Source organism: Belliella alkalica (genome assembly GCF_022549785.1).
Classification (GTDB): Bacteria; Bacteroidota; Bacteroidia; order Cytophagales; family Cyclobacteriaceae; genus Belliella; species Belliella alkalica.
The window spans coordinates 439,254-452,477 of sequence record NZ_JAKZGO010000001.1 but is presented as its reverse complement, the minus strand read 5'-3'; the positions used below and the strand labels follow the sequence as shown (position 1 = coordinate 452,477).

Sequence of the window (13,224 nt, the reverse complement as noted above, 5' to 3'; positions counted from 1 at the left end):
ATTTATGAAATATGTAATTGCAATAGTTTTGTTTTTTCAGGCTTTGGGTATCCAAGCTCAAGAAGTATATGAGGTAGATCCAGAAGAAAGAAATAATTCTATCGTCATAGCAAAAACAGCCCAAGACATGATTTCAAAAGGAAATTATGAAACGGCATCTAAAATTTTGGAACCTGTGATAGAGAAAGACCCAACATTTCACCCAGCCTATGTCAATTATTATAATGCCATCAGGAATATCCCTCAAAAAACAGATAAATTGATTGAAGCCCTGAAATCAGCAATGGAAATATTTGAGGAAGATGATGAATTAGCCTATTATTTGGGAAATATTTACCAAGAAAGAAAGCAATATGATGCGGCAATCAAAGCTTATTCTTCAGCAATAGCTTATAGTAAAATTAATGGTGAAGATTTTCCAATTGTTTGGGCTTATCATTTCAATAGAGGCAATTGTCATTTGAAAATTAAAAAATTTGAAAGAGCTATCTCTGATTATGATTATGCCTTGAAGCTGAGCCCCGACAACTCAGATATTTTGACCAATAGAGGAACAAGTCATTATCAAGCCAAAAATGCTGAAAAAGCCTGTGAAGATTGGAATGCAGCAAGGAGATTGGGAAGTAAATCTGTTGACAGATACCTCAGTTCATTTTGTAAATAATTGAATAGGGGATGGTAATGAATAGGGATGGTACTTTAGTCCAACCAAAAAAAGGTTAGAATTTCTATTCAGGCTTTAGCCGAATTCTTTTTTTGATCAAATCTGAAATTAACCAATCCTAATTTGAAAACATCTAGGCATTTATTATTTGGCTAAAGCCTGAAATGCATATTATTCTATCATTTTCCTCCAGCTAAAGCAGGAGGCAATTGAATACAGGGCCAAATCTAAACACAGGAGCAAATCTACATATATGATGCAATTCAAAAGGAAAGAATCATATCATGTTTTAGAGGGTTTTAATGAATAGGGATGGTGTTTTAGCCGATACTAAAAGAAATTCTAATTTGGATTTTAGTCTTTCAAAAATAATTTGGATTCGAAAAAAACTAAATGTAAATTTTGATTTTAAAATTGTTTTAATCGTTCAACCTTAATTTTTATTTATGTCTTACATAAAAGTTTACATACATTTTGTTTGGAGCACGAAAAACAGAGAGCCTCAGCTTGTAACAAAAGAAATAAGGAAAATGGTGTGGAGCCATATTCAAGAGAATGCAAAGAAAAAAGGGATATTTATCGATTTTGTAAATGGATATTCAGACCATTGCCATTGCTTGTTTTCTTTGGGGGTAGATCAAAATATTCAAAAAGTAATGCAATTAATAAAGGGAGAATCATCATTTTGGATAAATAGAAACGATATAATTGTTCCTACTTTGGGTGGAAAAAAATTTGAGTGGCAAGATGAATATTTTGCTGTTTCAGTTTCAGAATCTATGATTGAGAAAGTAAGGAACTATATAAAAAAACAGGAAGAGCACCATAAAAAGAAAACTTATCAAGAAGAGTTTGATGAATTCATCAATAAATTTGGGTTTACTAAATTTCATGATTAAAACCTTTTATTTCCTCCAGCTAAAGCAGGAGACAATTGAATATAGGGCCAAATCTAAACACAGGAGCAAATCTAAATATATGATGCAATTCAAAAGGAAAGAATCTTATCATATTTTAAAGGGTTGTTATGAATAGGGATGGTGCTTTAGCCCATCCAAAAAAAGATTAGAGTTTCTATTCAGGCTTTAGCCGAATTTTTTTGATCAAATCTGAAATTAACCAATCCTAATTTGAAAGGATCTAGGGATTTATTTTTGGCTAAAGCCTGAAATGCACATTATTCTATCATGTTTCTCCAGCTAAAGCAGGAGGGAATTGAATACAGGGCCAAATCTAAACACAGGAGCAAATCTAAATATATGATGCAATTCAAAAGGAAAGAATCATATCATGTTTTAGAGGGTTTTAATGAATAGGGATGGTGATTTAGACTAGATGAATCAAAAGGCAATTTTTCTTTAATTTTTAAATATTGCAATCTTCCAATCCCTTTCTCCCAATTAATTCATTCTAAGTCATTACATTTGTGATCAAATCAAATGATATTTCACCTTTATGGGAATGAAAATAGTCATTGCAGGGGCAGGGGATATGGGGTACCATCTTGCACAGCAATTGAGTTTTGATAACAAGGACATTGTCATGATCGATACTGACAAGGATGTTTTGGACAATGTATCCTCACACTTGGACGTACTTACCATTGTCGGAGATTCCACTTCTTTGGAAGTATTGAAAAATGCCGGTGTCAACGACGCTGAGATGGTCATGGCTGTAACAACTTCAGAAAAGTCAAACATCGTGACTGCAGTTTTGGCAAAACAACTTGGTGCAAAAAGGGTGATTGCAAGGGTTCGAAACCATGATTATTTGGATCCGGAGAATGATGTATATTTCAAAAACATTGGGATCGACAATATTATTTCCCCTTCAATGTTATGCAGTTCAGAGATAAAGAGAATGCTCAAAAACTCTTCATTTACGGATGTTTTTGAATTTGAAGAAGGTAAGTTGAACGTGGTGGGGATCACCCTAGATCAGTATAGCAGCTTGGTCAACAAAGCGATTTCTGATATGAGCCAAAACATTTTGTTTAGGGATATCAAAATTATTGCGATAGTAAGAGATCAAATGACCATCATCCCCAGGGGAAATACAATCATCAGAAACAATGACCATGTATTTTTTATTTCCAACAAAAAGGCTGTAGAATCGATCTTAGATCTTCTTGGCCAAAAAGAAGTTACAATCAAAAATGTAATGATTATTGGAGGAGATGATATGGCCTATGCCACAGCTTTGAAGCTTGAGGATTTTTATAGGGTGACACTTGTTCATAAAGACAAAGAAAGATGTAAATGGCTTTCTGAAAGACTTGATAAGACGCTGGTAATCAATGGTGACTATAAAAATATTGATCTTTTGATTGAAGAGGGTTTGGAGCAAATGGAAGCGTTTATTTCTGTCACAGAATCTTCAGAAACAAATATAATTACAAGTCTTTCTGCTAAAAATCATGGTGTTTACAAGACAATTGCCCATGTGGATACCAGGGAATACATCCATATTTCTCATAGTATTGGAGTAGATTCTTTGATTAATAAAAAGCTTGTGGCGGCAAACCAAATCACTAGATTTTTAAGAAAAGGGAATGTGGAAGCTGTTTCGGGAATCTATGGGGTGGATGCTGAATTTGTTCAGTATGTAATTACAAAAAACTACAGGATTACAAGAAAAGCGCTAAAGGACTTACATTTTCCTGAAAGTGCTATGGTAGCAGGAGTCATCCGTGGTGAGGAAGTTTTTATTCCGGATGGAGATTTTGTCATGCAAAAAGATGATAAAGTGATTGTTTTTGCGCTTCCTGGAGCAAAGAATTCTTTAGAAAAACTATTCCATTAAAAAATGATTCATTACAAAGCAATTGGTAAAATCATGGGAGCTTTATTGATGCTACTGGCATTTCTAATGCTTCCTGGATTAGCTTTTTCATTCTATTTTGGGAGTCAAGACGAAATGGCCTTAATAGGTTCAGCATTCATATCATTTGTGGTAGGAGCTACATTATATTTTTCATTTTCGAAGCAGGATCAAAACATCAGGAAAAGGGAAGGGTACTTGATTGTTTCTTTGAGTTGGTTGTTTATGTCAATTTTTGGGATGCTACCCTATATTCTGAGTGGTTCGATTCAAAATATCCCAGATGCTATATTCGAGACAGTTTCAGGATTGACGACAACTGGAGCAAGTATTTTGAATGATATTGAGGCAATGCCTGCTGGAATTCTATTTTGGCGGAGTATGACCCAGTGGATAGGTGGATTGGGAATTATTGTTTTGACGGTGGCAATTTTACCACTTTTGGGAATAGGGGGTATTGAATTGTTTGTAGCAGAATCTCCAGGTCCTACATCTGATAAGCTCCACCCCAGAATCCGGGAAACAGCCAAGCGGCTATGGTTTGTTTATTTAGGTTTAACAGTTTTGGTTGGGATTTTATATCATTTGGGTGGAATGACGATTTTTGATGCTATAAACCATGCCTTGACAACTATGGCCACTGGCGGATTTTCTACTAAAAATGCCAGCATGGCGTATTTTGATAGTGCATTCATTCAGTATGTAGCAATTGTCTTTATGTTTTTGGCAGGTACTAATTTCACTATCATATACTTCGGGCTGATTGGGAAGTTCAACCGCGTTTGGAAGTCTGATGAATTCAAAACCTATTTGTTAGTAACAGTAGTTTTGGCAATATCTTTTGCAGCTCCAATTTTCTATTATAGTGGACAGGACTTCGAAAAATCATTTAGGGATGGTTTGTTCCAAATCGTTTCTCTTATCACGACTACAGGATATGTGACTGCTGATTATACTTCATACCATCAGGGATTGACTTTGTTGTTTTTCATGATGTTGTTTTTGGGAGGTTCTGCTGGTTCTACTGCTGGTGGAATAAAGTTTGTACGTCATTTGACATTTGTGAAAAACACATGGTTGGAATTCAAAAGAATAGTACACCCAAGAGCTGTAGTCCCCCTAAAGATCAATGGGGATAGGGTTACAGGAAAAATCATAACCCATATTATGAATTTTCTCTTGATTTATCTGATGATATTTGTAATTGGTTCTATTGTAATGACGTTGATGGGCTATGATATACTTACTTCGTTTGGAGCTGTTGCTACTAGCTTAGGAAATGTTGGTCCTGCAATTGGACGCGTAGGTCCATTGGACAACTTTGCATTTTTCAGTCCATCAGCAAAAATATTCTTAAGCTTCTTAATGCTATTGGGTAGATTGGAATTATTTACAATCCTGATAGTGTTTACACCTTTCTTCTGGAGAGCAAACTAAGCCTTAGGTAACTCTACAAAGAAGGTAGTTCCTGAACCATATTCACTTTCAACCCAAATTTCACCTTTATTGATTTTAATCAGTTCTTTAGTTAGTATTAGTCCTATACCAGTGCCTTTTTCCTGATGTGTACCTAGCGTGCTGAAAAATTCTGAACCGAACAACCTATCAAGGTTTTTTCTCTTTATACCGATTCCTTCATCACTTACTTTAATTATAACCTTATCATTTTGATAATATGTGCTGATAATAATCTGATCATTTTGCTTTGTGAATTTCAATGAATTTGAAACCAAATTTCTAATTACAATCTCAATCATACTTTTATCAGCCACAGTCCAAGCATCAGAATCCACATCATTTATTATAATTTGACCTTTGTAGTAACCTGAATGATACAAGTATTCAATGTTTTTTTGTACAAGCTTTTGTATATCAATTCTTGTATTGTTCACTTCAAGCCCATTCATTTGACTTCTAGACCAAACAAGGAGGTTTTCGAGCAATATATTATTGCTACCTAAGTTTTCTGCAAGGATTGGTATATATGATATAAATTCTTCTTTGGTCAAGTTGTCTTCTTGAATAAGTTTTACAAGACCGCTAAGTGAATTAAGTGGACCTTTGAGATCATGTGCCAAAATTGAAAAAATTTTATCTTTCATTTTATTTAGCTTTTCTAGATCCTGAGATTGAATCTCTATTTTTTTATTCTGTTCTGATAGTTTGGTTAAATTTATTTTTTCTCTTTGCAAGGCTCTGTATACAGTCAAATATGCAATGGTAATTATTAAAAGAGTTATCACTAAGCCATAAGAAAGAAACATTTTAAACTGCTCATTCTGTTCTATGAGATCCTTTTGCCTGTTTAGAAAATCAATTTCTTCTTTTTGTTTTTTGATTGTCAAGCCAGCAAGTTGGATTTTAGTCCTCTCGGATTTTATAATATTTCTTTCTGCCTGTAGCAAGGATTGATATTTTTGAGCATTTTCTAAATCATTTAGATTAAAATATACTTGATTCATCATTTGGTAAATATGAATCATGGATTCTGAAAATGGCTTTTCTAAATGAATGTCATGAGCTAAATTTGCATATTTGATTGCTGCTTGTTGGTCTCCAGTTTTGATTTTTAGTTCAACCATTTTTTCTAAAGCGTTGATAGCCCTTATTTTATCATTGGTTATACCATATTCATAAAGCTTTAAGATGTCATTTTCAGCTTCTTCAAAGGCACCTAAATCCATCAAAATATCAGCTTTATTGAATTTTGAAACCATTACTTGTCTTGTTTGACCAAGCATTTCTCTAATTTCAATTGCCTTATTGATTTTCTCCAAAGCCTCTCTATATCTTCCAAGTTCACTCAAGACTAAACTCATGCCTGTTAAGTTGTATCCAAGTCCATTTTGATCATCGACTTTCAAAAAAATTCTCTCGGCTTCTTCATAATAGTCTAGAGCTTCATCATAATAATCTTTGTAAAAATACATTTGACCAATGTTGTTATAAGAGTGTCCAATCTGTATCTTCTCTCCAGATCCTAAGCTCAGTTCTAAAGCTAATTCATACATGTTCAAAGCTTCTTCTTGTAGATTCATATTTCTATAATATACCCCAAGCCTGTTCATGTTTTGAGCTTTTAGCTCCTTATTGTTTAGTTTGTCTGATAAAAAAATGGCTTCTTCATAATATTTTAAAGCAGAATCAGAATAATGGATTTCATGAACAAGTTCTGATAGCAACAAAAGTCTACTGCTATCATCAGTTGTTTTTTGATAAATTTTAAAAATGCTATCTGCTTTTACTTTATGTATATCATGTTGAAAAGCATTTACTTGTGGCGACCAAAAGCATAAAAAGCATACTAGAAAATAAAATATAATTTTAGATCTAAACAAGTTATGTTTTAGCATTATATTATTGAAGATAGAATAATATTTAAAATTAATTCATTGTATTGAATCTACAACCTATGCTTAGAATATTTTTCAGTTAATTAAGTTAGCTTTCATTTTCGCTATTCTATCTTCCAAATTCTCGGATGATAAAGTAGCCCTCAATCTATCTACCATGATTGGAAAAGAAAAAGGAGTGAATTGGCCTGGTTTTTTAACAATGATATGCTGATGATTGATTTTTTGAATAATATTTAGAATTTTAAATTTTTCCATCTGCATATCCAAAACTTCCCTTTGCGCCTGTTTCAACAAAAGATTTTCGGAATCGTACTCTTCAAAGACACCATAAAGTATGGATGAATTAGACTGAAGATGCTTGAATTTCATAGGTTTTCCTGGGAAACCTTGAAAAACCAAGCCTGAAATAGTTGCAATATCCCTGAATTTCCGTTTTGCCATTTCGCTTTCATTGATACAAGAAATGATGTCATCCAGTAATCCTTTTTCTGTAAATAAATCCTCTTCAAGTATATCCTCGATAGGTATATCACTGTCAGAAAGCAGTTCAAATCCATAATCATTCATCGCAATGCTGAAGGTAATCGGATAGCTCACACTGATCCTATATGCTACCAAAGCACCAAGAATCTCATGTACCATTCTTCCTTCGAATGGATAGAAATAAACATGATAACCCTCTTTGGAGATGTTTTTTTCGATCAAAAATGTATTGTCATCTGGAATCAACGATAGCTTTTGTTGTAAATCTAGCAATGGAGCAATAAATTCAATTTCTTCTGTTGCCAAAATCCCATTAGAGGCATCTTCCAATATAGCTCTGATCTTTCCAGCAAGTTTTGAAGTTAGGGAAATCCTTCCTCCCATATATGCAGGAATATTTTTGGTCTTCTTTGTAGAAAGCTGAACCTGTACTAATTGATCTTTGATTTTCAAAAACTCCAAACTTCTTCCTGAGAAAAAGAACCTATCACCTGGCTTTAACTTAGATATGAAGTATTCTTCAATCATTCCCAAGAATGCTCCATTCCTTAATTTGACTTTGAGCATAGGGTCAGAAACGATGGTTCCCATCGAAAGCCTATGTCTCATAGCGGTTTTTCTATCCGTTACTTTGTAAAATCCATTCTCTTGGATTTCCACTTTGGAAAACTCTTCATAGCTCTGCAAACTTTCTCCTCCTTGGGTAATAAAAGCAAGGACCCACTGAAATTCACTTTCTGTGATTGTTGAAAAAGAAAAAGTGTTTTTTATGATCTCAAGGAGATTTTTTGGAAAAAAACCTTCACCAACAGCCAATGTTACCAAAAACTGAATCAATACATCATAGGTCAAAATAGGGCAGGGGATACTTTCCATTTCACCTGTCGCCACTGCTTGTCGCAAGGCAGCAGCTTCTACAAGTTCTAAAGAATTGGTAGGGACGAAATATATTTCGCTTGCGACACCAGGTCGATGTCCTGCCCGACCTGCCCTTTGGACAAATCGCGCCACACCTTTTGGACTTCCAATCTGGATCACCGATTCTACAGGCCTAAAATCAACCCCAAGATCCAAACTTGATGTACAGACGACTAGCTTTAATTTGCCCAAATGGAGTGATTCTTCAACCCACGTTCTTACTGCCTGATCCAGTGATCCATGATGGATAGCAACCCATCCCGCCCAATCTGGGCGCTTTTCCATGATCTTTTGATACCAAATTTCTGTTTGAGCCCTCGTATTTGTAAATAATAGCACAGAACTTTTATCTTCAATTATCTGGATGACTTTATCAATAAGTTGTATGCCCAAATGTCCTGACCAAGGGTATTTTTCCAGTTCATCTGGATAGACTGTTTTTATATCTATTTTTTTATCTATTTCAGCTTTTACAATGTGAGTTTCAGCTTCTTTTCCCAATAGGATCTTGCAAGCTTCTTCCAAATTCCCGATTGTTGCAGAAATCCCCCATATTTTGAGAGAATCATTTAATCTACTTTTGATAAAAGCCAATGCTAATTGTACTTGAACGCCCCTCTTGTTGCCCAACAATTCGTGCCATTCATCAATTATAATTGTCTTTAGGTTTTGGAAAAGCTTTGAGTTGTCTTTTTGAGCCAATAATATGTGAAGGGTTTCTGGAGTAGTGACAAGGCATTCAGGTGGATTTCTTTTTTGTGCCTGTTTCTGCTTGTCAGTTGTATCTCCATTTCGAACTTCTACACGCCAAGGTAAGCCTAGCTGATCACATACTTCTTGCATGGCAAGGGCAATATCCTGTGCCAAAGCGCGCAATGGAGTAACCCATATTATTTGAAGTCCGTTTTTTTGAGGTTTTTGCCATGTTGATGGATTTTGATTGATGTATTCCAAAATCACAGGCATCCATAGTGCAAATGTCTTTCCACTACCAGTAGGTGCATTGAGCAAGCCGGATTTCCCATCCAAATAATCTTTCCAAGTTTCTTCCTGAAAAGGGAAAGGTTTCCAGCCTTTAGATTTAAAATACTTATTTGCCTGAACGAATCTCTTATCCACCATAGAGCGAAAGTAATGCTTTTAAGTCTTCTAAAGTATTGGCTTCTGCTATTGGCTTGTCTTTTCTCCATCTCTGAATCCTAGGAAACCTTAATGCTATTCCAGATTTGTGTCTTGGACTTTCTTGTATTCCCTCAAATGCAATTTCAAAAACCAGACCTGGTTTTACTGTCCGAACTGGTCCAAATCTTTCCAATGTATTCTTTTTGATATACTGATCTACTTCTTTCATTTCAGCATCAGTAAGACCAGAATATGCTTTTGCAAAGGGTATCAGTTTTTCATTTTCCCAAACAGCGAGGGTGTAGTCAGAATATAAATCAGCTCTACGGCCATGACCCTTTTGTGCATACAAAACTACTCCATCTATTGTCAATGGAGCAATTTTCCACTTCCACCAATTTCCTTTTTTTCTCCCAACTTCATATTGTGAGTTTTTATGTTTTAGCATAAACCCTTCTGCAAGCATTTTTCTGGATTCCTGATGAAGCAAAGACAACCCTTCCCATGTCTCAGTATTTACAAGTGGAGAAATCTTAAAGTTTTCTTCGTGTAGATTTGCTATGATCTGTTCCAGCTTCTTTCGCCTTATACCGATTGGTTGATCTCTGATGTCTTTTCCATCCATTTCCAACAAGTCATAGGCTATAAATCCAACAGGTGCATCCAAAAGCAATTTTTTTCCTATTGTTTTTCTTCCAATTCTGGTTTGCAACAAAGAAAATGGAAGAGGAGAACCTGCTTGCATTGCAATAATCTCTCCATCCAAAACAGTTCCTTTCGGTAGTCTTTGACTTATGGTCAATAGCTCAGGGAATTTATCAGTCACCAATTCTTCACCTCTTGACCAAATGAATACCTCATTTTCTCTTTGAATAATTTGGCCACGGATCCCGTCCCATTTCCATTCAATCTGCCAATCATTTACATCACCCAAATCCGAAGCTTCACCTTCTATTGGATAAGCCAAGTAAAAGGGATATGGCCTCGAAAGATCATCTGAGAAATTTTTTGACAATATCAATTCCTGAAAACTGGTGTTTTCGGGTGTCCAATTTCCCATTAACCTATGTGCCACTTCTGTTTTTTCCATTTCAAAAACATTTGCTACGGCTTGGGTAATTAGATTTTGACTTACTCCAACTCTGAATCCTCCAGTTATAATTTTATTGAAAACAAAACGCTCTTGGGAATCCAAAGATGACCATGCAGCCAGTAAATTGGATTTCTTTTCCATATCATCCATTTCATGAAGTGATTTCAAAAACTCAATCCAATAAGTTAAGCTAAAGTCTGAAGTAGCAGTTGGATTGGGTAGGAGTAAGGCTATAGTTTCCGCCAAATCCCCAACTGTTTGATAAGATTCTTCAAATAGCCATTCGGGGATTTTGGCAATCTCAAGACACCAAGTTCTTAATTGCTTTGTGTTGATGGCTCTTTTGGGTTTTTTGTGAGTAAATAATGCGAGCGTCCAAAGTTTATCCTCATCTGAAGCTTGATCCAAATAGCTTTCTAAAGCCTTCAATTTGTCAGAGGTTTTGTTGCTTTGATCTAGCTTGGAATATAAGGAGGTAAAAAGCTTCATGGATTTTGTTGTGAAATAATTAGGGAATTACATCATTCTGTGACTTTATTCACGTATTGATTGATAATTATTCTTTAAATTTAGATTATGAATTAACTATTTTAAAATTAATTCCGTTATTGAATTACAAACAGCATTTACCATGAAAAAGTTAATCCTTCTATTGTTGACCATTCCATTCTTTTTTGCCTGCAGCGATGATAAAGAAGAGAAATATACAACCAATTCCATAGAATATAACCTTTATCAAAGTTCTGATTTTGATTATGAAGGAAAATTAACTGTACGAGAGTTGACTTCAGGCCAGCTAGAGTTGACTGTAATCCTGGAAGGGAAAAAAGAATCGGACCCATATTTTTTTCCAGCGCATTTGCATTTTGGACAGTATGATAATCCAGATTCACCAATCGCATTTATGTTAAACCCGGTAGATATCCGTGACTTAAAAAGTACGACAGTCCTTGGAACATTATCAAATAGCAACACTTTGACTTTTGAAGATTTTAAAAGTTTTGATGGCCATGTAAAAATTCATCTTGCAGAAAGTGGCCCTGATTATGCTGTAATACTATCAGCTGGGAACATTGGTCAGAATGATAATTCATCAGCTGCCTTCAACTTGCAAGAAATGGCAATTTGCACACCTGCATATTAAAAAAAAACCTTGATTATCAACAAGTGAATTGAGATACAATTCTAAATACGCCTGTTGATAATCAAGTATGCTTTTTTATCAAGAATTAGAATCTTCCATTACTTCTGGAACCAATTTTCTAGTAAACCTTTCGTGTAGATCGAGAATTTCACTATGCATTACTTGCTGATATGCTTTATGCTCTTCATTTGAAAATTCTTTCATGGGATTGTGAACATGATATTTTCTTTGGACTTCATCATCATGAGAATGCTCGAATCCTGGAACTTCAATAATATCCTTATCCCAGATTTTAAGTTCTTCCTTCAATTCAGAGTATTCGATATTTGCTTCCTTGAGTTGTTTTTCAACAGCTAACAACTCCTCTCTGAGATCTAGGGAAGCTTGGTGAAATCTATTTGCTTCAATTAGATTTTCATCTTCTACCACTTCATGATTGTGATCGTGGCTTGATTTGCTGTTACATGCAAAGAAGATAACTGCAGAGAAAATTAGGATGTTGATTGTTTTGAAGATAGTGTTCATTATTTTGGTTGATTTGATTTTTTCTGGAAACGAAAAAGAGGAAAACCGAATGGATTTTCCTCTAAATATAAAGCATAAATTATATTAATCTATGTGAACTTCATAAGTCTTTTGCGTAACATTCCCTTGGACATCTTCTACCCAGATAATCAATTCTAGGTGATCTTCTCCAGCAGGAAGTATGATAGCATTTTCACCCGAAAGAATTTCTGATAAGTTTAAGGAAGTGTTATTAGGTAAGTCTTCTCCCTCTAATCCTTGTCTCCATGTAGATTTACCCCACATTTTTTCATAAAATTCACCATCCTTGATTCTTCCATGGTTATGTCCTTGATGATCATCTTCTTCTACTAATCTGATCCAAACGAACTTGATTTCTGAGCTCAACTCATGATTTCCTTTGCTAATAGATCCTTCTACAGCTAAAGCTTCACCAGCTTCTCCTTCTATTTCTCCATCATGTAAGTTTGTCACTTCTGTCACAGGCGCATAAGCTCTTTCGATAAAGAAGGTTGTAATATAATTGCTTTCATCTGCAAAACCTGTTTGGTTTCCATGAATATCAACAGCAGATATAATTATGTCATAAGGTCCTGCCAATACATTTCCTTCAACCCTTGAAGTAGGACCTGCCCAATAAATATCAGTTGAAGAATTATCAACATTCAATGTTTTGGCACCTACTGGGAATCTAAATATTGGATTCTCTGCATTGGCACTGTAGATATCTTTTACACTTAATTTCTCAAAAGTATTTGAAAGTCTTCCATGAGTATGGCCATCAAATGTATTGTGTATATCAACTAATACTTGTCCGATGCCTGATTCATCAGTAACACTAAATCTGATATGCATGTGGTCAGTAGTAGCAGCACGTACTTCGTTTGCCATAGGTCTGAAGCTATCTCTTCCTTCTGCAAATCCGATTACTGGGGCGTCAAGATCAGTAACGCTAGGATCTTGATCATCTGTACATGAAAAGCTCAATGCAAGTAAGCTGAATGATAATAAAATTGGTAATTTTTTCATTGTGGTATGTTTGTTATAAACTCGTATGCAATTATGTTGCAAATATAATGCAATAAGGTTGCAATAAAAA

At 35.0% G+C, this 13,224-nt stretch carries 10 protein-coding genes; 5 read left to right on the top strand and 5 right to left on the bottom strand.

Features of this window, described 5'->3' with window-relative positions:
- Positions 1 to 4: 4 nt before the first annotated feature.
- The 4 genes from MM213_RS01750 (at position 5) to MM213_RS01735 (ending at position 4,921) form a co-directional block, all read left to right on the top strand.
- Entirely contained in the window at positions 5 to 664 is a 660-nt protein-coding gene (locus MM213_RS01750; protein WP_241409585.1) for a tetratricopeptide repeat protein, read from the top strand.
- A 446-nt stretch (positions 665 to 1,110) separates the two neighbouring features.
- Positions 1,111 to 1,563: an IS200/IS605 family transposase gene (gene tnpA, locus MM213_RS01745; protein WP_241409584.1), complete on the top strand. Its 453-nt coding sequence runs from the start codon at positions 1,111 to 1,113 to the stop codon at positions 1,561 to 1,563.
- Between the two features lie 556 nt (positions 1,564 to 2,119).
- A complete protein-coding gene (gene trkA, locus MM213_RS01740) occupies positions 2,120 to 3,466 on the top strand; it encodes a Trk system potassium transporter TrkA (RefSeq protein WP_241409583.1) in 1,347 nt (448 codons plus the stop codon).
- A 3-nt stretch (positions 3,467 to 3,469) separates the two neighbouring features.
- Entirely contained in the window at positions 3,470 to 4,921 is a 1,452-nt protein-coding gene (locus tag MM213_RS01735; protein WP_241409582.1) for a TrkH family potassium uptake protein, read from the top strand.
- On the opposite strand, the gene MM213_RS01730 is transcribed toward MM213_RS01735, so the two are convergent.
- From MM213_RS01730 to MM213_RS01720, 3 genes are all read right to left on the bottom strand, one after another.
- Positions 4,918 to 6,669: an ATP-binding protein gene (locus MM213_RS01730; RefSeq protein ID WP_241409581.1), complete on the bottom strand. Its 1,752-nt coding sequence runs from the start codon at positions 6,667 to 6,669 to the stop codon at positions 4,918 to 4,920. The two genes, MM213_RS01735 and MM213_RS01730, sit on opposite strands and share 4 nt — an antisense overlap.
- A 243-nt stretch (positions 6,670 to 6,912) precedes the next feature.
- Positions 6,913 to 9,363: a ligase-associated DNA damage response DEXH box helicase gene (locus MM213_RS01725; protein ID WP_241409580.1), complete on the bottom strand. Its 2,451-nt coding sequence runs from the start codon at positions 9,361 to 9,363 to the stop codon at positions 6,913 to 6,915.
- Positions 9,353 to 10,945, bottom strand: a complete 1,593-nt coding sequence (locus MM213_RS01720) for an ATP-dependent DNA ligase (protein WP_241409579.1) — start codon at positions 10,943 to 10,945, stop codon at positions 9,353 to 9,355. The genes MM213_RS01725 and MM213_RS01720 overlap by 11 nt, the downstream gene beginning before the upstream one ends.
- 142 nt (positions 10,946 to 11,087) lie before the next feature.
- On the opposite strand from MM213_RS01720, the gene MM213_RS01715 reads away from it, so the two are divergent.
- Entirely contained in the window at positions 11,088 to 11,600 is a 513-nt protein-coding gene (locus tag MM213_RS01715; protein ID WP_241409578.1) for a hypothetical protein, read from the top strand.
- 78 nt (positions 11,601 to 11,678) lie between these two features.
- Here MM213_RS01715 and MM213_RS01710 read toward each other — a convergent pair whose 3' ends face one another.
- A complete protein-coding gene (locus MM213_RS01710; protein ID WP_241409577.1) occupies positions 11,679 to 12,125 on the bottom strand; it encodes a hypothetical protein in 447 nt (148 codons plus the stop codon).
- Between the two features lie 84 nt (positions 12,126 to 12,209).
- On the bottom strand, positions 12,210 to 13,154 hold the full coding sequence (locus tag MM213_RS01705; protein WP_241409576.1) for a DUF4625 domain-containing protein: 945 nt from the start codon (positions 13,152 to 13,154) through the stop codon (positions 12,210 to 12,212).
- Positions 13,155 to 13,224 lie beyond the last annotated feature (70 nt).